At 33.2% G+C, this 21,096-nt stretch carries 17 protein-coding genes and 2 riboswitches; of the genes, 13 read left to right on the top strand and 4 right to left on the bottom strand.

The genetic code is table 11. The annotated features are described in order from the left end of the window. The 5 genes from KVH43_RS04070 to KVH43_RS04050 are packed head-to-tail and all read left to right on the top strand — an operon-like array spanning window position 1 to window position 7,212. The gene (locus tag KVH43_RS04070; RefSeq protein ID WP_218283597.1) at window positions 1-363 is read left to right on the top strand and encodes a sodium:proton antiporter; all 363 of its coding nucleotides are present in this window, start codon (window positions 1-3) and stop codon (window positions 361-363) included. Window position 364: 1 nt separating this feature from the next. Beyond that, a complete protein-coding gene (locus tag KVH43_RS04065; protein WP_218283596.1) occupies window positions 365-1,837 on the top strand; it encodes a complex I subunit 5 family protein in 1,473 nt (490 codons plus the stop codon). 11 nt (window positions 1,838-1,848) lie between these two features. Beyond that, window positions 1,849-3,297 (top strand): complex I subunit 5 family protein, encoded by a 1,449-nt coding sequence (locus tag KVH43_RS04060; protein WP_218283595.1) that lies wholly within the window; start codon window positions 1,849-1,851, stop codon window positions 3,295-3,297. Between the two features lie 32 nt (window positions 3,298-3,329). Continuing rightward, window positions 3,330-5,204, top strand: a complete 1,875-nt coding sequence (locus KVH43_RS04055; RefSeq protein ID WP_218283594.1) for a complex I subunit 5 family protein — start codon at window positions 3,330-3,332, stop codon at window positions 5,202-5,204. Between the two features lie 25 nt (window positions 5,205-5,229). Beyond that, entirely contained in the window at window positions 5,230-7,212 is a 1,983-nt protein-coding gene (locus KVH43_RS04050) for a complex I subunit 5 family protein (RefSeq protein ID WP_218283593.1), read from the top strand. A 54-nt stretch (window positions 7,213-7,266) separates the two neighbouring features. Here KVH43_RS04050 and hpdA read toward each other — a convergent pair whose 3' ends face one another. From hpdA to hpdB, 4 genes are all read right to left on the bottom strand, one after another. Continuing rightward, entirely contained in the window at window positions 7,267-8,205 is a 939-nt protein-coding gene (hpdA, locus tag KVH43_RS04045) for a 4-hydroxyphenylacetate decarboxylase activase (RefSeq protein ID WP_218283592.1), read from the bottom strand. Between the two features lie 21 nt (window positions 8,206-8,226). Next, on the bottom strand, window positions 8,227-9,486 hold the full coding sequence (locus KVH43_RS04040) for an MFS transporter (protein WP_218283591.1): 1,260 nt from the start codon (window positions 9,484-9,486) through the stop codon (window positions 8,227-8,229). A gap of 73 nt (window positions 9,487-9,559) precedes the next feature. After that, window positions 9,560-9,826, bottom strand: a complete 267-nt coding sequence (gene hpdC / locus KVH43_RS04035; protein ID WP_218283590.1) for a 4-hydroxyphenylacetate decarboxylase small subunit — start codon at window positions 9,824-9,826, stop codon at window positions 9,560-9,562. 3 nt (window positions 9,827-9,829) lie between these two features. Further along, window positions 9,830-12,547, bottom strand: coding sequence for a 4-hydroxyphenylacetate decarboxylase large subunit (gene hpdB, locus KVH43_RS04030; RefSeq protein WP_218283589.1), 2,718 nt, complete (start codon window positions 12,545-12,547; stop codon window positions 9,830-9,832). 406 nt (window positions 12,548-12,953) lie between these two features. Here hpdB and KVH43_RS04025 point away from each other — a divergent pair, with 406 nt between their 5' ends. The 8 genes from KVH43_RS04025 (at window position 12,954) to thiE (ending at window position 20,891) form a co-directional block, all read left to right on the top strand. Continuing rightward, window positions 12,954-13,793, top strand: a complete 840-nt coding sequence (locus tag KVH43_RS04025; RefSeq protein WP_218283588.1) for a 3-hydroxybutyryl-CoA dehydrogenase — start codon at window positions 12,954-12,956, stop codon at window positions 13,791-13,793. A gap of 157 nt (window positions 13,794-13,950) precedes the next feature. Next, entirely contained in the window at window positions 13,951-15,654 is a 1,704-nt protein-coding gene (locus tag KVH43_RS04020) for a sigma 54-interacting transcriptional regulator (protein WP_218284068.1), read from the top strand. A gap of 63 nt (window positions 15,655-15,717) precedes the next feature. Next, window positions 15,718-15,816: riboswitch (TPP riboswitch) on the top strand. Between the two features lie 48 nt (window positions 15,817-15,864). After that, window positions 15,865-15,974, top strand: a riboswitch (TPP riboswitch). Between the two features lie 94 nt (window positions 15,975-16,068). Continuing rightward, entirely contained in the window at window positions 16,069-16,263 is a 195-nt protein-coding gene (gene thiS, locus KVH43_RS04015) for a sulfur carrier protein ThiS (RefSeq protein ID WP_218283587.1), read from the top strand. A gap of 1 nt (window position 16,264) precedes the next feature. Next, window positions 16,265-17,071: a sulfur carrier protein ThiS adenylyltransferase ThiF gene (gene thiF / locus KVH43_RS04010; protein WP_218283586.1), complete on the top strand. Its 807-nt coding sequence runs from the start codon at window positions 16,265-16,267 to the stop codon at window positions 17,069-17,071. A gap of 11 nt (window positions 17,072-17,082) precedes the next feature. After that, a complete protein-coding gene (locus tag KVH43_RS04005; protein WP_218283585.1) occupies window positions 17,083-17,859 on the top strand; it encodes a thiazole synthase in 777 nt (258 codons plus the stop codon). Beyond that, window positions 17,859-18,962 (top strand): 2-iminoacetate synthase ThiH, encoded by a 1,104-nt coding sequence (gene thiH, locus KVH43_RS04000; RefSeq protein WP_218283584.1) that lies wholly within the window; start codon window positions 17,859-17,861, stop codon window positions 18,960-18,962. The genes KVH43_RS04005 and thiH overlap by 1 nt, the downstream gene beginning before the upstream one ends. A gap of 18 nt (window positions 18,963-18,980) precedes the next feature. Beyond that, the gene (thiC, locus tag KVH43_RS03995) at window positions 18,981-20,294 is read left to right on the top strand and encodes a phosphomethylpyrimidine synthase ThiC (protein ID WP_218283583.1); all 1,314 of its coding nucleotides are present in this window, start codon (window positions 18,981-18,983) and stop codon (window positions 20,292-20,294) included. Then, complete coding sequence (thiE, locus tag KVH43_RS03990; RefSeq protein ID WP_218283582.1) at window positions 20,295-20,891, top strand: thiamine phosphate synthase; 597 nt, start codon at window positions 20,295-20,297, stop codon at window positions 20,889-20,891. Window positions 20,892-21,096 lie beyond the last annotated feature (205 nt).

Genomic DNA, 21,096 nt, shown 5'->3' with positions numbered 1-21,096 from the left:
ATGGAAAAATTATTAACAAATTATTTTGAAACGGCTTCTATGATTTTATTTGGAGTAGGCTTTGTAACATTATTGCTCCATAATAATTTAATAAAAAAAATTATTGGCATGAATATTATGGATACAGCTGTTTTCTTGTTTTTTATTGCAAAAGGAAGCATACAGGGAAGAGAAGCGCCTATTGTTACTGGAGTTCATAAAGGCATAGCAGGATATATTAATCCTATCCCTACAGCCCTTATGCTTACTGGAATTGTTGTAGCTGTAAGTGTTACTGCTTTTGCACTTGCATTGACAGTAAAGCTTTATGAAAAATACGGAACTATCGAATTGGACAAAATTATGGAAATGAGGGGGGATTAGTATGGTTTATGAAAATAATTTTCCACTACTGATCATATTGATTCTTTTTATCAGTGCCTTTACAATGCCGCTGATTAAGAAGAATGCTTTGGTAAAGCTTGTGAGTTTATTGACAATGGGTGTATCTTTCCTTTTAGGGATAGCTACATTTTTATTTGTAAAAGAAAATGGAAGCTTTTTTTATAAGGTAGGCCATTTTGATGCACCGTGGGGAATAGAATTTCAAATCGGAACGGTAGAGAGCATAATGGCTATTTTATTCACAGGCGTTGCAACACTTATTTTATGGTATGCTCTGTATAGTATTGAAAAAGAAATAAAGCCTAATAAAGTTGGTTTTTATTATCTGCTAATTAATATTCTAGTAGGGTCTTTATTAGGAATGGTATTTTCAAATGATTTATTTAATTGTTTTGTTTTTATTGAAGTAACAACATTAGCTTCTTGTGGAATAATTGTTGTGAAGGACAAAAAAGAAAATATTGCTGCTGCTATAAAATATTTAATCTTAAGCTGTCTGGGTTCGGGTCTTGTTTTGATGGGTATTGCGTTTTTGTATGATATTACAGGAAATTTGAATATGACTTATATACACAAAGAATTGATGAAGGGATATGAAAGCTACCAAAATACACTGCATATTGCTGCAGGACTTTTTACAGTAGGAATAGGTATAAAAAGTGCTATGTTTCCAATGCATATATGGCTTCCAGATGCTCATTCAAGTGCTCCAGCTTCTTCAAGTGCTATTCTTTCAGCACTCGTATTAAAATCACCTGTTTTGCTCCTTATAAAAATATTGTATAGAGTGTTTGGGGATGAAATGATTTATGAATTTTCGATTCTCAACTTGATTTTGATATTAGGAACTATGGGGATGATTATGGGTTCGGTTTTTGCTTTGCGACAGAAGGAAATCAAAAGAGTTATTGCTTATTCAAGTGTTGCACAGATGGGGTATATATTCTTTGGAATAGGTCTTGGGAATAAGCTTGGGCTTATAATGGCAATATTTCATATCATTGGTCATGCTGTAACAAAATCCTTATTATTTTTAACAGCAGGAAGAATGATTGAAAAAACGGGAAATAAAAAGCTGAGTGAATTAAAGGGCGTAGGGAAGGAAATGCCCTATACTCTAGGATTATTTACAATAGGAGCTTTATCAATGGTTGGAATACCGATACTTCCTGGGTTTATCAGCAAATGGTATTTATCCCTTGCAAGTATTGATGCTACAAAATATATGTATATTGCAGCTATATTACTAAGTAGCTTATTGAATGCAGCATATTATTTTCCGATTGTGGTAAACGGCTATTTTGGAGAAGAAAATATAAAAGATAAGCTTTATAAATCTAATGAAAAAGATGTGAAAGCTTTGATGCCTATAGCACTTTTAATGATAGGAATGATTGTTGTTGGAGCGATTTCTCATAAAATCATAGATGTGATTGCTTTAGGACTTGTGTAGGAGGGAAAGAAATGAATTTATTGATAATAGCTCCGATTATGCTTCCATTTTTATTCGCCATAATAGGGACGAAGGTATTGTTTAAAGGAGAAAAGACCAGAAATATTTATGCGATTTCAGTAGTGAGCTTGAATTTATTGGTTTTAATTGGGGTTCTTTACATGGGTGGAGGACAAATCCATATATTAAAGATTAATCCATTAATAGATATTTATTTTAAAGTAGATAAACTAGGAGTATTATTCTCTTTACTTGCATCTATTCTATGGATTTTTACAACGTTCTATTCTTCTGTATATATGGATCATGAAGGAAAACAAGAAAGATTTTTTATCTTTTTCATACTCACTCTAGGTGTTACCTTAGGGATAGCTTTTTCAGGAAATTTGTTTACTCTATATATTTTTTATGAATTGCTAACGCTTGCTACATTTCCATTAGTTATTCATGCAGGAAGCAAAGAGGCTTTGTATAGCGGTAGAAAATATTTGATTTACTCCTTTGGAGGAGCAACACTTGCTCTTTTAGGAATGATTTTACTTTTTAGCATCAGCAATAATCTGAACTTTGTTGAGGGGGGCGTATTAGGAGCTATAACCATAGATAATCCTAAATTGATGTTGACTATATTTATGGTAATGTTTATTGGATTTGGGGTAAAAGCAGCTATTGTACCTTTCCATTCATGGCTTCCAGCTGCAATGGTTGCTCCTACTCCTGTAAGCTCACTTCTTCATGCTGTGGCAGTTGTAAAATCTGGAATATTTGTATTGGTTCGGATTTGTTATTTTGTCTTTGGTGCAGATGTGATAAGAACAATTCATGGAAACACTTATATAGGGATATTGGTTTTTTTAACAATTCTATTGGGTTCTCTTTTAGCACTTCATCAAGAAAATTTAAAGAAAAGACTTGCTTATTCAACAGTAAGCCAATTAGGGTATATTGTACTTGGGATTATTCTTTTAAATGAAGATGCGCTCATCGGGGGGCTTCTTCACCTTGTCAATCATGCGGTTATAAAAATCACCTTGTTTTTCTGTGTAGGAGCTATTTATTTTATGACACACAAGAAAAATATTGATGAGATTAAAGGAATCGGAAAACAAATGCCAGTAACTATGTGGTGCTTTGGAATTGCATCTATTTCTCTTATAGGTATTCCACCAACTAATGCCTTTGTAAGCAAGTGGTATTTAGCTTTAGGTGGATTGTCTGAAAATAAGATAATTTTTCCGATCATTCTATTAGTGAGTGCTTTGCTTACAGCTGCATATTTACTGCCTATTGTTGTTACAGCATTTTTCCATGCAGAAGAAAAGAAGGATATAAAAAAATTGGATCCTCCCCCTAGAATGCTTATACCTATTGTTTTATTAACAGGGATTGTTGTTTTCTTAGGATTATTTCCAAATTTAATTTTGCATTATATACAAGGTATTGTTGAGAATATTGTATAAAATACTACTTTTATGAAAGGGGTGAGAAATCCTTGATTTATAAAATGACTTTAGTAGGTATATTGCTACTTCCAAGCATTGCTGCACCTGTTGGCTATATAATCGGAAAAAAGAGCGAACGAAATAGAGATATATTTAATGTGATTGCAACAGGAATAGAATTATTAGCAGTAATGCTTCTTTATAAAGAGGTGATGAGAGGGCCTATTGAACTTTTTATACCAGATATTATGGGTACAGGGATGTATTTAAAGCTTGATGCTTTTAGATATATATTTGTATTTATTAGTGCGTTTATATGGTTTTTAACTACTATTTATTCTACTCAATATTTAATAAAATATAAAAACAGAAATAGATACTATGCATTTTTTATGCTAACGCTAGCTAGTACGGTAGGGATCTTTTTATCTGAAAATATATTAAACTTATTTACATTCTTTGAGATTATGTCTTTTACTTCTTATGCTTTAATAATTCATGACCAAGATGAGTATGCTTTAGGTGCGGGAAAAATATATATTGGAATGGCTATTGCTGGTGGAATGGTACTGTTAATGGGATTGTTTTTATTGTATGAGTATACAGGAGTATTAAATATAAGCCAATTAGGAAAAGCGGTACAGCAATTGGGAAATATGAAATATCTCATAAGCTTTCTAATAATTGTAGGATTTGGTGTAAAAGCTAGTATTGTACCTCTTCATGTATGGGTGCCAAAGGTTTATCCAGCAGCACCTACTCCGGCAAGTGCTGTACTTTCAGGAGTTCTTCTTAAAACTGGTTTGTTTGGTATGATCATTACAACAGAAAACCTGATGCAGGGAGATTTTATAGTTTCGAGTGTGATATTAGGCTTAGGACTTGCTAATATGTTTTTAGGTGGTCTGTTAGCAATATTTCAAAGAAATATCAAAAGAATATTAGCATATAGTGGAATGAGTCAGGCAGGATATATCCTAGTAGGGATAGGTCTTTGTGGTATATTAAAAGAACACAAAGGGGTAGCTCTTTATGGTATGCTTTATCATATCATCAACCATGCTATATTTAAGGTTTTGCTGTTCATGGGAACAGGAATCATTTACATGATTTTGCATGAATTAAGTATTAATAATATTAGAGGCTTTGGAAAGCATAAAAATATATTAAAGGGCGTTTTTTTAATAGGGCTTTGTGCAATTATAGGAATGCCTGGATTTAATGGATTTATAAGTAAAACGCTTTTGCATGAAGCAATATATGAAGCACATCATTTATACAATAATGCTTGGATGAATTTAGCAGAAGTTATATTTACTGCAAGCAGTAGTTTTACAGTTGCTTATATGCTAAAAATTTTCATTACTGTATTTATGGAAAAAAATGAAGCATATAGAGGACAGTTTAGAGCACATATTAAAAAAAGAGCATTAATGCCTATGGTTATTTTAAGTATAGCTGTTTTGTATATAGGGATACAGCCAAAAAGTATTCTTTTTTTAATAGACAAAGCTGTAGGAAGCTTTGGTATAACAGAAGCTTTAGAAGCTAATTTTTATACATTTGATAATATAAAAAGCTCAGTGGTTACTATATTTATCGGAATATGTATTTATATGACATTGGTTCGAGGATATTTAAGAAAAGAGGATGGAAGCTATGTGAATCCATCGCTTAACTGGTTTAATCTTGAAAGAAATGTATATGTGCCAATATTGCAAGGTACTTTTACAGCTACATCAGCAGTTTTTCATGTTATAGATAGGGGTGTAGTGAATTTTGTTCATTATATAGGAGGTAGCATCAGTCAACTTGGTGGTATGCATTTAAAAGGGAATGTTTCTAAAAACATGAACAGTTTAATGTATTCTATATTTATTGTTGCAGCAATTCTTGCAGTAATGCTAGTACTGCTAGTTTTTTAAATATATATGAAGAGGGTGAATTTTATTGATTGATAAAACAGCATTGCTGATTATACTACTTCTTCCAGGAATCAGTGCGCTGATTGGATGGATACTAGGCAGAAAAAATGAAGGATATAGAGATGCTTTTAATGTATTGATGACAGGGGTAGAATTTTTGCTTGTAATCCTTCTTTATCAAAGAGTTCTTAAGGAGCCGATTATCCTTTTTATACCAGATATTATGGGTATTGGGTTGTATTTGAAATTAGACGCTTTTAGATATATTTTTGTATTGATTACTACTTTTGTATGGTTTTTAACTACTATGTATTCTACTCAATATTTAATAAGATATAAAAATAGAAATAGATATTATGCTTTCTTTATGCTTACTTTAGCCAGTACAGTAGGAATATTTTTATCTGAAAATATTTTAAATCTATTTACATTTTTTGAAATCATGTCTTTTACTTCATATGCATTGATTATTCATGATGAAGATGAATATGCTCACGATGCAGGAAAATCCTATTTAGGAATGGCTATTGCTGCAGGTATGATACTACTTATGGGACTGTTTTTACTGTATGATTATACTGCTACTTTAAACGTAAGTGAATTAGCTGAAAATGTGAGAGATATAGGAAATATAAAATATTTGATAAGTGCTTTAATAATCATAGGCTTTGGTACAAAGGCTAGTATGTTTCCTTTTCATGTATGGCTTCCAAAGGCTCATCCAGCAGCACCTACTCCTGCAAGTGCTGTGCTTTCAGGGATACTCATAAAGACAGGAATTTTTGGTATGATAATAACGGTGTGGACAATGATGGAAGGAGATTTATTTATTTCTACTGCTATATTAGTGCTTGGGTTTGTTAATATGTTTATGGGAGGCTTTTTAGCATTATTTCAAAGGAATATCAAAAGGATTCTTGCATATAGCAGCATGAGTCAGGCTGGATATATAATGGTTGGTATAGGTCTTGTAGGAATGTTAAAGAAACATGAAACAGTAGCTATATATGGAACATTTTATCATATATTGAATCATGCGATATTCAAAGTGCTGTTATTCATGGGAGCAGGGATTATTTATATGATTTTGCATGAACTGAGTATTAATGTAATAAGAGGCTTTGGAAGACATAAAAGCTTATTGAAGTGCGTATTTTTCGTTGGGCTTTTAGCGATTATTGGAATGCCAGGCTTCAATGGATTTATAAGCAAAACTCTTTTGCATCATGCTATGGCAGAAGCTCATAATATGTATCATAGTATGTGGTGGACATTAGGGGAGGTCATATTTACTATAAGTAGTGGTTTTACAGTAGCATATCTTCTTAAAATCTTTATAGCTGTATTTATGGAAAAGAATGAAAAATATAGGGGACAATATAAGGAACATATTAGAAAAAGAGCGATATTCCCTATGGCTGTTTTAGGTATTGTTGTCATTCTTGTAGGATTAAAGCCAAATATTTTATTGCCATTAATAGAAAGTGCTGTAAAGACTTTTAATATTGATGAACATATAAAATTTAATCTTTATACTTATGAAAATGTACAATCTTCAATAATTACAATATTAATAGGGGTATTCATCTATTTAGGGTTTGTTCAAATGTATCTTAGAAAGCACGATGGAAATGAAAGCTTTTATATCAATCCTTCCTTGAATTGGTTTAATCTGGAGAGGGATTTGTACCATCCGATGCTTAAGATAATATTTATGATCACATCTGCTATTTTTCACTTTTTAGATAGGATTGTAGTGGATATGGCATATTTAGGAAAAGCTGGAATAAAGGCTTTAAGCGGTATTCAGATCAGGAGAGAAAGATATAGAAAACCGGGAAATAAAGATGCTATAGATATAAAGCATTTCATAGAAGATATTACATTTGAATTTCACAGCTTGTCTGATGTGCTAGGAGCAATCTGTAAGAATGTTAATAGCTTAATGTATAGCTTGTTTATGATAGCTATTGTTTTAGCTATGGTTTTAGTGATTATGATTTTTTAGTATATAAAAAGAGTCCAATAAGGGTTATTCATTGTTGGACTCTTTTTATATTAATTAAAAGCTAGTATCATGAGCAATATAACAAGCAATATCATTATTTAGAAAAAGATCTTGAATGGCATTTAACTTTTCAGCAGGGGTAGGTGCTTCATCCTTATAAGGATAAACCTTTCCTAACTGATTCCATTTTGAATCACCAAGCCTATGGAAAGGAAGGATATTGATTTCGAATAGTTCAAGTCTTTTCATGAACTTAATTAGCTTATGGATATTTTCATCTGTATCATTAAAGCTTCTAATAACAGGCATTCTTAAAACTAATCTACCTTTCCAAGATGAATGAGCTAACTGTTCGATATTTTTTAAAATCAAATCATTATAAACACCTGTTTTTTCCTTGTGTTTTTCTCTATCCATATGCTTTATATCGATAAAAGCAAAATCAATATAATCCATTATTTGAAGAAAATCGTGAGAATTTGTATAAGCAGTAGTTTCTATGGCTTTATGAATATATTTTTCTTTGCATAGCTTAAGCATTTCCAATAGAAAATCTTTTTGCATAAAGGGTTCTCCACCACTGAAGGTAACACCACCATTTTTACCCCAATATTGACGATCACGAGCAAGGATTTTCATAAGTTCAGCTGGTGTATACCACTTGCCACAAACCTTTAAAGCTTCATGGTAGCATACTTTTGTACAGTCAAAGGTTTTGCAGCTACTACAAAAATTCCTGTCAATAAATATTTTTCCATTATCAAATTGGATAGCTCCATGTGGACATGCGGTAATGCAACGGGTACAGCCTTTAGAATGCTTACATTTGCTTTGTGCAAACATGAGTTTTTCTTTATATGTCCAGCCTTCAGGGTTAGCGCACCATTCGCATTGAAGTGGACATCCACTAAAAAAACATATAGTTCTACAACCGGGGCCATCATGAACAGAATAGCTTTGAATATCAAATAGTAATCCTTTTTTTTCTTTCATTTCTCTAAACTCCTTTTTGGATCATTTGTGTTCTGCAGACAAAGGCAAGAAGAAAGCTACAACTGCAGAAATAGCAAAGGAACATGTTGCAAAAATGATAGAGTTTTGGTAATTTCCTGATATGTCAAATAAGTATCCACCCATGAAGCTTCCTACAGCAGGGCCGATTCCCATAACTATTAATGTAGCTGCTCCCCAAATCTTTCCTAAAGTTTTTCCTCCGTAAATAGAACCTGCATATCCAGCAACACCACCTGGTTCAATAGCCCAATAAACTGCAAACAAAAGACAGGAGATAGCGCTAAATACCATAGACGCTTTTGTGCTGAGTAAAAGTATACAAGCAATCACACCCATGATAGGAGCAAAAATGAGCATGGTTTTTCTTCCCTTTGCTTCTGAAGTAGATTTTGAAACAATATGGTCTGCTACTTTTCCCATAAGAGGCATGGTGAATATTCCAGCAATACCAATAATAACGTATAGGTTTGTAGCTGTATCTAAGGATAATTTGATATCGCGGGTCCAATACATGACTACTTGTGTCCAAATCAAAAATTCAGCTACCATGCTAGTTAAGAAAGCTAAAATAGCACCCCAAATGGCAGGTTTGCTAAAAGCTTCTTTAAGACCCCAAACATAATCATCCTTTTTAGGAGAATTGTTATTGTTTACAAGCCCAAATGGTTTAAGACCATAATCTTGTGGATTTTTCTTTGCAATCAAAGCTGCTATAACAAGAGCAACAAAAACAACAACAGCCAACCCCTTCATGGCTAGACGCCAATCCATAGTTAAAAGTACTTTTTTTACACCCAAGCTTAAAACAACCTGTGCAACAGGAGCACCCATAAAGGCAAAACCCCACATTGTAGCATATGATTTTCCCACATACCATTTCCGTACAGAAACAGTTGAAGAAACCCAAAGCATACCTGTGCCAACACCAGCAAAAATTACATATGGAATCAAATATGACAGATAGGTTTGTGCATTGCTAGTGATATAAAAACCGAGGGCTGCACAAACAGAGCCAATGGCATAAGCTGGTTTTGTACCCCATTTATCGATGATCATTCCACTGAAAAAAGCGGTGATGGCATAAACAGTCATCATTAGAGAATATCCTAATGACAGTTGGGAAACACTCCATCCTAAACCTTTAGACATAGGACCTAAAAGGACAGAGAAGGTAGACCTATAACCAAAAAGACAAAAAACAGCAAGCCATGAAGCGATAACAACCATATGACCTAAATGTTTTGCTTTTCTTTCATCCATTTTTTAAGCCTCCTCATTTTATAAATAAGAAGAGCGCTAAATTTTAATGGCGCTCTTCTTTTGCTAATGCAAACTATTTTTCTTTATAACCTTCACAAGTTACAGCGCAAAGCTCACCATACGTCCATGATTCTTTTTCTAGTCCTAAACAAGTGCCGATATTTTTACTATTAGGATTTGTAAAGTGGGCACAATTTTTACATTTTTTTAAAGCAATAAATTTTGGACATGTATTTGTATCTGTAAAAATAATTTTATTAGTTATTCTACAAATGCCCTTCGCAACGTCAATTGGTGCGAAATTTAAGCAATCATGATGTTTTAAGTTCTTTTCACTCATTATTTACACCCCTTCATATTCAGTTCTTGCAATTACTTCATCTTGGATTGGTTTGCCGATTTCACACCAATACTGTGTAAAGCCTGCAACCCTAACCATCAAATCTCTATAGTTTTCAGGTTTTTCTTGAGCAGCTTTAAGGACTTTAGAGTCAACTATATTGTATTGAATATGGAATCCACCTTTTCTCATATAAGCTCTAGTTAAATCTAATAGCTTTTTAGAACCTTCTATGCCCCTAATAGCACTTGGATGAATCTTTAAGTTCATCTGAGAGTTTTGAGATTGAGTATGGTCCCAAACAGTAGCAGATTGAAATAATGCATAAGGACCGTGTTTGTCTGTTCCTGGATAAGCAGACATAGAACCATCTGCATAAGTTGTACCAGATAAACGACCATCAGCGGAAGCAAGTGTTGCGCGACCTTGTGCCCCGTGAGTTGAAACTGAAATCTGACAAGCATATAATGGCTTACCATAAAGGGATTCATGATTTCTACACATTTTGCAGAACCATTCTTCATATTCTTTTAAGATATTATCTACATATGGGTCGTCATTACCATATTTTGGAGATGTCAAGCAATCTCCATAAAGATCGTCATATGGGTCGTTTATTTGTGCTTTTTCCTGATCTGCTAAAGAATAGCTTCCGATTTCATCAGCAGCTTTAAAACCAAAGTTGTGAAGCATAGCTTCACGCATATCATCAATCGTATACTTTTTATCGTCATAGACTAATTTTTTAATAGCTGCTAATGAGTTTACCATATTGATAGTACCACAGCTTTCAACATTAAAGGTTGCGTTGTAACGATATCCTAAATGACCTATATGATGGCCTTTATCTAAACAATCTGGCTTTAACATAGAACTAAATATGGACATATTATGTTTTCTCCAGATATCGTGTTGAATATTGTTAGTTGTTGTTAAGCAGTCAACAGTCATCTCATAGTAATCTTTAAAGCATTCCCATAACTCCTCATAGCTTTCGAGCTTTTTATTATGAGGAGGATATACTTGAAGTCCTGTTCTATGATCCTTACCATTTGTGATAACTAACTCAAGTATCTTTGGATTTGCGATAAAGTGTACACCTACACTAGTTGGTTGACCTGCGCCACCTGGAATCTCATAAGTTTTTCCATTAAGAGTCAATGTTTTCCAACAGGCAGGAGAAGTTTCAAGACATCCTCCAATAGCAAAGGAGCGAGCCTCTTCTACGGTCATTCCTTCAGAACCGTATTGCTGTAATAAAAATTCAATACCGCCTCTATTATTCATCCAAGCTGGATATCCTGTACCTGTTTTATCACATTCAATACATTTTAATAAGAATTCTTCTGGCAATTTTTCATCATAAAGAACTGACAAAGTCGGCTGTGGAGTTGCACAAGTAATCCCTGCTTCTACAATAAGCATTTCAAGAGGGTTTGTAGCAGATTTACCATCTCTTGTCAAACCACCGATGCTTAAGTTATTAAAAGTATTTCCAGAAAGAACGCCACCTACAACTCCAGTAGATGCAAAACAGTCAATACAAGTCATTTTAATTCTGTGAAGCTCTAAAAGCTCAAGAACTTCTTTTTCTGTAATACGACCAGCATCTATATCTTGTTCAAACCACGGATAAAGAATTTGTCCGAGTCTTCCAGGAGATAATCCAGAAATAGCATCTTCATTTAAGCAAGCGATGTGTACAATATAAGTAAGCTGAAGGGCTTCTCTAAAGCTGCGAGGTTGTTTGTGAGAAATCCATTCTAAACAAGATGATATTTCCTCATACTCTTTTTTCTGAACAGGATCTACAGTTGCTGATGATAGTCTTTTTGCTTCTTTTGCATAATTTAGAATCCAAGCTTGCACACCTTCTAAAACTATTTTTACAGCTTCATAGAAATACAAACGGTCCATACCAATAAGACCATCACCACCTGCTCGTCCTGCAACCTTTTTCTTACAATCCTCAGCCATTTCAATAAGGGCATCAAAGCCGTACTGTAGAGGATAGTAATAGTTAATGATTTCACGTCCTTGTGGTAAAGTAAATCCAGAGTCAAACATACAAATAAGAGATCTCATTATGTTTTCTTTCATTTGATATTCTGGAACCATCTGTTCATATTTATGACCCAAATCATCTACGCTTCGTCCAACCCATTCTTTAGCCAACTTTACTAATACAGGGATTTCTTCTTTGCGCATTCCAAATTTACCAGCTATAGAAACTACATTGCCAAAGCTTTCTGTAACATTTCCACCGCCTGTACCAAATTTGCTTAATTCTCCTGCACTAGCACTTCCTCTTTCTAATGCTTCTTTGTAAAGTTCGTCCTCTTTTGCTACAAAAAATCCCTCTGATAACCATGGCATTGGGAAGGAACCTCTATAATAGCTTGCTTTTTGCATAACAAGCTTTTCACCAGGGAATATAACAGGAGTTAGATGAGAAAAAGCACATTTCAATGCTTCTGCACGTCTGACAACTGTAACTTCACCTTCTAATTCATTCCATTTACGGGTGTACCAATAAGGAAATTCAGTATTGGCAGAAGATAATGTGTCGTAATAAATGTCTCTTAATTTTTTTGCGCGTTCAGTAGGTTCTTTTTTTACTTCTCTATCGATCATTTTTTCTGGTGCGCTCCCACCAGCTTGGAAATTGATGGGTAACCCTTTTGCTGCTAAAATATCTGCTAATTTTTTTTTAGTTCCCATCAAAACCCCCCCTTTTTTTATTTGAATTTTTATGAAAAAAGAAAGCTAAGCTTTACATATAATAATGTGTATTGTATTTGCGAAAAGAATATGACAGATTTACATAAAAATAATTTTTTGAAACGAGTGTAAATCAAAAGAAATATGTAAACTTAATTTACACATATGAAGTATGTGTAGGATGCAGTAAAATCTCATTATAGTGTTTACTTAATTTACAAAACAGCACTTGTAGATAAAGGTATAAAAGTAAATGAGTAAATGAATATAAGTAGTTCAAATGAAAGCAACGGATTAAAACTTTTATGAATAAAATAAAAACTTGGTATAAGATTTGCGTAGTAGATTTTATGATACTGAAAAAATTATAAAAGCAATTTATAAAATAAAATTTGGGAGGTTCTTTATGGAAAAGATTTGTGTAATTGGTGCTGGAACAATGGGATCAGGAATCGTACAAGCTTTTGCGCAAGCAGGATACCAAGTGATCATGAAAGATATTCAAGAAAGTTCTTTAGAAAGAGGACTTGAGATGATCACAAAAAATTTAGAAAAGTGTATTAAAAATGGAAAAACTACTGAGAAAGAGAAAAATGAGATATTAGGAAGAATAACAACTACTACGGGGATGGATATAGTAGATGTAGATCTAGTAGTAGAAGCAGCAGTAGAATGTATTGAAAAAAAGAAAGAAATATTTGCAGAGCTGGATAAAGTTTGTAAAAAAGAAACTATTTTAGCTACTAATACATCATCACTTTCCATAACAGAAATAGCTACTGCAACTAATAGACCTGATAAGGTTATAGGAATGCATTTTTTTAATCCAGTTCCTGTTATGAAGCTTGTAGAAGTTATAAAGGGAGTTGCTACATCTGAAGAAACTAAAAATAATGTTTTAGAAATGACTAAAAAAATAGATAAAATCCCTGTAGAAGTAGAAGAGGCCCCAGGGTTTGTAGTAAATAGAATTTTAATTCCTATGATTAATGAAGCTATTGGTATTTTAGCAGAAGGTATTGCAAGTGCTGAAGATATTGATAAAGCTATGAAATTGGGTGCAAATCACCCTATAGGTCCTTTAGCTTTAGCTGATTTAATAGGAAATGATGTGAATTTAGCGATCATGGAAGTGCTTTACAAAGAATTTGGAGATCCAAAATATAGACCTCATCCATTGTTGAAAAAGATGGTGAAGGGAAATCTTTTAGGTAGAAAGACAGGGAAAGGATTTTATCAATATTAAAAATAATAATCTCTTGATACGTGTATCAAGGGATTTTATTAGCTTTAAATATACGCAAAATTCGACAAGTTTTGAGAAATTCAAAATATATGATATAATTTCAGTGAAATTGTATAAAGTATGCTTTGTAAATATATTGTCCTTGCTTTGAGGAGGGCTGAGCATGAGTAAATACTTTGATGCTTTAATTAATAATATTCCTGATGCACTTTTAGCAATAGATCAAGCTGGAAATATAATGGTCATGAACCAGCGTGCTGAAAAATTACTTGATTTAAAAAAAGAGGATATTATAGGAAAACATATTCACAAGATTATTCCAAACTGTAGACTTCCTATTATTGTGAAAACAGGAAAAGAGGAATTAAATAGGAATGTTTGCATCAATAAAAGACAGTATAGAATGAGTATGATGCCAATGATATTAGAAGGAAATGTTGAAGGAGCAATGGCTTTATTCCATGATATTACTAATTATAGAAAAATGAGCAAAGAAATGGATAAGGATAAGATATATATAGAAATACTAAATACTATTTTGGATACAGCCAATGAATGGGTTACTGTTGTTGATGAAAATGGAATCATTACTATGATGAGTAAAGCCTATAAAGAATTTTTAGATATATCAGAGCCTGAAGGAAAACATGTAGCAGAGGTTATTGAGAATACAAGACTTCATGTTGTATTAGAAACTGGAATTATGGAAGTGGGAGAAATTCAGGAAATAAAAAATAAAAGAATGATCTCTATGCGTGTTCCTATTAAAAAGGATGGAAGAATTATTGGTGCAGTTGGAAAGGTTATGTTTAAGGATATAAGAGATTTTCAAACACTTAGTAAAAAAATATCCAAACTAGAGAAGGAGATTGCTTACTATAAAAGTGAACTTAATAAGGAGAGGTCTGCAAAATATTCCTTTCAAGATTTAGTAGGAGAAAGTCCGAGTATGAGTATTGTAAAGGATATGGCAATGAAAGCAGCAAAAACGAGTTCTAATGTTCTTATTACAGGAGAGAGTGGAACAGGTAAGGAGCTTTTTGCTCATTCTATTCATAATGCTAGCAATAGATATTTAGGACCTTTTGTAAAAATAAACTGTGCAGCTATACCAGCAGAATTACTAGAATCAGAATTGTTTGGATATGAAGAGGGTGCTTTTACAGGTGCTAAAAAGGGAGGAAAGGAAGGGAAATTTGAGCTTGCAAATGGAGGAACGATTTTGTTAGATGAGATAGGGGATATGCCTTTTGCTATGCAGGCAAAGCTTTTAAGGGTTCTTCAGGAAAAAGAGGTAGAAAGACTTGGAGGGAATGTGATTCGAAAAATAGATGTTAGAATTATTTCATCTACGAATAAAGATTTAGATGCTCTAGTGAAGAATGGTGAATTTCGTGAAGACCTTTTTTATAGATTAAATGTAATGTCTATTAAGATACCTCCTCTTAGAGAAAGAAAAGAAGATATAGAAGCCCTTGCTAATGAACTTAAAATGAAATTATCTAATAGATTAGGTATTTATGTAGAAGGGATTTCTCAGGGAGCGATAGAAATATTAAAAAAATATGCTTGGCCTGGAAATATAAGAGAGCTTGAAAATGTTATTGAAAGGGCTATAAACCTTTTAGATTCAGACTTAATAATAAAACCAAAGCATTTACCAACAAGACTTACTAAAAATGATAAAAAAAACTATCCTATAGGAAATAAGTCATTAAAAGAGATGGTAGAAGAAATGGAGAAAGATATGATAGTAGCCTGTTTGAAAGAGAATAATGGAAACAAATATCAAACAGCGAAATCTCTTGGAATTAGCCGTGTAGGACTTTATAAGAAATTGAAGAGATATGGATTAGAATAATTAGGTATATAATCAAAAACTTTACAAAATCATAATTAAGGATTACAATAAAAGAGAATAGAATAGAAATGCTAGGGGTGCCTTTTGGCTGAGAGGGAGAAATCCTAACCCTTATAACCTGATGCAGTTAATACTGCCGTAGGGAAGCTAAAGATAAAAATGATTATTTTTAAAGCTTACCCTAGGGTAAGCTTTTTAAAATGGAAAATTTTATAAACTATGGGGAGCTCATGTTGATGGGCTGAGAAAGAGATGAAATCTCTGACCCGTATAACCTGATTTGGGTAATGCCAACGTAGGGAATATTTTGTACGCTATTATTTAAAGTGCGAATTCTCTATGAATTCGCACTTTTTTAATATATTAATTTTAATGTGTTTTTGGGATAAAGCGTAAAAGAAAGGAGGGAAAAGCATGATAATCAATGGAAAAGAAATGGATTTTGATTCAGAGATAACTATTTGTGAGATGTTGAAAAAATTAGATTTGAATGAAGAAAAGGTAGTTGTAGAAGTAAATCTTACAATTATTCCAAAAGAAAAATATAATGAGCATGTATTAAACAAAGCAGATAAAGTAGAGATCGTAAGCTTTGTTGGAGGTGGTTGATTTGAAAATATATGTAAATGAAAAGCCGGTTATTGTAAATGAAAGATCTACAGCCTTTGGAATTCGTGATTTTGTAAAAAAGGAAGCAGATATTGTTGTTTTAAACGGATTTATTTTAAGAGAAGATGCACCTTTGAAGAAGGATGACAGACTTACTCTCATTATAAGAGGAGAAATTCCAAATGAAGAGGAGTTAGAAGCTTTACTAGTAGCTAGACATACACCGGGAGTTCATGAAAAAGTAAAAAAGGCATGTGTAGGGATTGCAGGACTTGGGGGACTTGGTTCAAATGTAGCTGTCTCTTTAGCAAGATTAGGAATAGGAAAACTAGTGCTTATAGATTTTGATGTAGTTGAGCCAAGCAATTTAAATAGGCAGCAGTATTTTACAAAGCATATAGGAATGAAAAAAACAGAAGCAATAAAAGATGTCCTAAAAAATATTAATCCTTTTGTAGATGTTGAAACAAAAGATTTATACCTTGATGAAAGCAATATAAAGGATTGCTTTGAAGATGCGGATATTATTGTGGAAGCATTGGACAATCCTATGTGTAAAGCAACTTTAGTCAATACAGCTTTATCTAAGCTTCCTGAGAAATATATCGTTGCAGCCTCTGGAATGGCTGGATATTTTTCGAATAATACAATAAAAACAAAAATAGTGAGAGATCGCTTCTATTTAGTTGGAGATGAAATATCAGAAGCAAAGCCGGGCTGTGGACTCATGGCACCGAGAGTTGCTATCGCCGCAAATCATCAAGCGAATACAGTGCTTAGGATTATTTTAGAAGAATATGAAGTTTAGGAGATGATGGAATGGATTTATTGAAAATTGGAGGAATTGAATTAAAAAGCAGATTGTTCATTGGGACTGGAAAATTTCCGAGTAAAAAAATTATACCTGATGTTATTAAAAGCTCTGAAACTCAAGTAGTTACAATGGCGGTGAGAAGAGTTGATCTTGAAGCTAAGGAAGAAAATATCCTTGAATATATTTCCAAAGATGTTATATGGCTTCCAAATACCTCTGGAGCAAGAAATGCAGAAGAAGCTGTGAGGATTGCAAGACTTGCAAGGGCTATGGGCTGTGGTGATTGGGTAAAGATTGAGGTTATATCTGATCATAAGTATTTACTTCCTGATAATCAAGAAACTATTAAAGCAACGGAAATTTTATCAAAGGAAGGCTTTGTTGTACTTCCTTATATGAGTCCTGATCTTATGAGTGCAAAGAGATTGGTAGATGCAGGTGCAGCAGCAGTAATGCCTTTGGGGGCACCTATAGGAACAAATAGAGGAATTAGGACGAAGGAGCTTATTGAGATTTTGATTGACGAAATAGATTTACCAATCATTGTAGATGCAGGAATTGGAAAGCCATCAGAGGCGGCTGAAGCTATGGAAATGGGTGCAGCAGCAGTTTTAGTAAATACAGCTATTGCTACTTCTGATGACCCTGTAAATATGGCAAAAGCATTCTCTCTTGCAGTAATAGCAGGAAGAACTGCATATCTTTCAAAATTAGGAGCTACTAAAAAATGTGCTATTGCTTCTTCTCCACTTACAGGATTTTTGAATGAAGGTGAGTTTTGATGGGCTTTTATGATGTTTATATAAATTTTAAGGATTTTGATTATGATGCTTTTTTTGAAAATGTTACATCAACAGAGATTAAAAGAATACTAAATAAAAATAAAATAAATATTTATGATTTTTTAGCACTATTGTCTCCAAAGGCAGAAAGTTTTTTAGAAGAAATGGCACAAAAGGCACATGCTTTATCATTACAGCATTTTGGAAAGACCATATTATTATTTACTCCAATGTATATAGGAAACTTCTGTGTGAATAGATGTGCTTATTGTGGGTTTAATGTGGATAACAATATTAAAAGAAAAAAATTATCCCCAGAAGAAATAGAAAGGGAAGCTATTTCTATTGCTAAAACAGGACTTAAGCATATTCTTGTTTTAACAGGAGAATCCCCTAATGCTACACCAGTATCTTATATTATAGATGCAGTAAAGATTCTAAAGAAATATTTTGATTCTGTTGGGATTGAAGTATATCCCTTAACGCAAGAGGATTATGAAAGAATGGTAGAAGCAGGGGTAGATAACTTAGCTGTTTATCAAGAGGTATATGATGAGAAGATTTACGATCGGGTACATATATCAGGACCTAAAAAAGATTATCATTTTAGATTAGATACACCTGAAAGAGGATGCAAAGCTAAGATGAGGAATGTGAATATTGGAGCTCTTTTAGGGCTAAATGAATGGAGAAGAGAAGCTTTTATGAGTGGACTTCATGCTAATTATCTCCAAAACAAATACCCAGATGTATGTATTAGTATATCACCACCTCGTATTCGTCCTCATGCAGGATGCTTTGATGAAGTTCATAATGTGAGTGATAAAAATATTGTTCAGTATTTACTAGCTTTAAGGATTTTTATGCCATATTTAGGGATTACATTATCTACTAGGGAAAGAGCAAGCTTTAGAGATCACTTAATCCCTCTAGGCGTTACCAAAATGTCTGCAGGGGTAAGCACAGAAGTAGGAGGACACAGCAGTAATGATAAGGGAGAAGGACAATTTGAGATATCAGATAATAGAAGCGTAGAAGAGATGAAGAATGTTATTTTATCAAAAGGGTATCAGCCAGTATTTAAGGATTGGATGCAAATATAGAAAAGGAGAGGAATAAAAATGACATATACAACACAAATGGATGCAGCTAGAAAAGGTATAATCACAAAGGAAATGGAGCTTGTATCAAAAAAGGAAAATATAGATGTAGAAGTTTTAAAAAATTTGATTGCAGAAGGGAAGGTGATTATTCCTGCAAATAAGAATCATAAAAGCTTAAATCCAGAGGGGGTTGGAGAAGGATTAAGAACAAAAATAAATGTAAACTTAGGTATTTCAAAGGATTGCTGTGATATAGAAAAAGAGCTTGAAAAGGTTAAGACAGCTATTGATATGAAGGCTGAAGCGATTATGGATCTAAGCTCTTATGGAAAAACTGAAGAATTTAGAAAAAGACTGATAGAAATGTCTCCTGCAATGATAGGGACTGTTCCGGTATATGATGCGGTAGGGTTTTATGATAAAGAATTAAAGGATATTACGGCAGAGGAGTTTTTGAAAGTAGTTAAAAAACATGCAGAAGATGGGGTGGATTTTGTTACAATCCATGCAGGCATCAATAGATATACAGCAGAGGTTTTTAAAAGAAATAAAAGACTTACCAATATTGTTTCAAGGGGTGGGTCGTTAATTTATGCTTGGATGGAATTAAATGATAAGGAAAATCCATTTTATGAACATTTTGATGAGTTATTAGATATTTGTGAGGAATATGATGTTACTTTAAGTCTTGGAGATGCATGTAGACCTGGAAGCATCAATGATGCTACAGATGCAAGTCAAATTCAGGAATTACTAATATTAGGAGAGCTGACTTTAAGAGCATGGGAAAGAAATGTGCAGGTAATGATTGAAGGACCTGGACACATGACTATAAATGAAATTGCTGCCAATGTAATGCTTGAAAAAAAGCTTTGTCATGGTGCACCATTTTATGTATTAGGCCCAATAGTTACAGATGTAGCACCAGGATACGACCACATAACGAGTGCTATTGGTGGTGCGTTAGCTGCAAGCTATGGGGTCGATTTTTTATGCTATGTTACACCAGCGGAACATCTAAGGCTTCCAAGCTTAGAAGATATGAAAGAAGGAATCATTGCAACAAGAATTGCTGCACATGCTGGAGATTTAGGGAAAAATATAAAAGGTGCAAAAGAATGGGATGATGCAATGAGTAAGGCAAGACAAGCATTAGATTGGGAAAAGATGTTTGAATTAGCTATTGATCCTGAAAAGGCAAGAAGGTATAGAAAAGAGTCGCTTCCAGCTCACAAAGATAGCTGTACTATGTGTGGAAAAATGTGTTCTATGAGAAATATGAATAAGGTAATGTCAGGGAAAAACATAAATATGTTAAGAGAGGATGACTAAATGCTTTTTTTAATTACCAACCGAAAAATAATAAGGAATAAAACATTTATAGAGGTCATTGAAAAAGCAGTGGCAGGTGGAGTAGAAGCAGTAATATTAAGAGAAAAGGATTTAACTTATGATGAATTGCTACCAATAGCTAAAGCTGTAAGGAAAATTACAAAAGAAAAAAATGCTTTGCTGATTATAAATCGAAATCTAGAAGTAGCTAAAGCTGTAGGAGCAGATGGTTATCATACAGGATTTTATGATTTTATAAAAACAAGCTTTAATTGGAAAGGCTCTTTAGGAGTTTCTGTTCACAGCTTAGAAGAAGCGATTTTAGCAGAAAAAAAAGGGGCGAATTATTTGCTTGCAAGCCATGTATATAAGACAGATTGCAAAAAAGGATTAGCACCTAAAGGATTAAATTTTATAAAAGAAATAAAAGAGAATGTAAATATTCCAGTCATAGCTTTAGGAGGGATAACTAATAAGAATGTTCGAGAAGTTCTTCTAACAGGAGTAGAAGGAATTGCTGTTATGTCTTTTATTGTATCATCAGAGGACCCTTATACAGCTGCTCAAAAACTTAAAGAAAATATGAGAATTGTATAAAAAAATATATTTTTCAAAATACATTGACAAATAAGAAAAAAATTGGTAAACTTACAGAAATGAATATATATGCATAAAAATATATTATTTTGCTTTTAACTTCTTCCCCCTTTATTTTAGTGGATAAAGGGAGAGAAGTTTTTTCATTATTTTTTTCATTACTATTATAGCTTTGAAAGGAGAGATGTTTTTAATGGAAGAAAAT

The organism is Crassaminicella indica (genome assembly GCF_019203185.1).
In the GTDB taxonomy this organism is placed as follows: domain Bacteria; phylum Bacillota; class Clostridia; order Peptostreptococcales; family Thermotaleaceae; genus Crassaminicella; species Crassaminicella indica.
The sequence above is the reverse complement of the archived record's forward strand: the minus strand, read 5'-3'. Positions and strand labels throughout refer to the sequence as shown.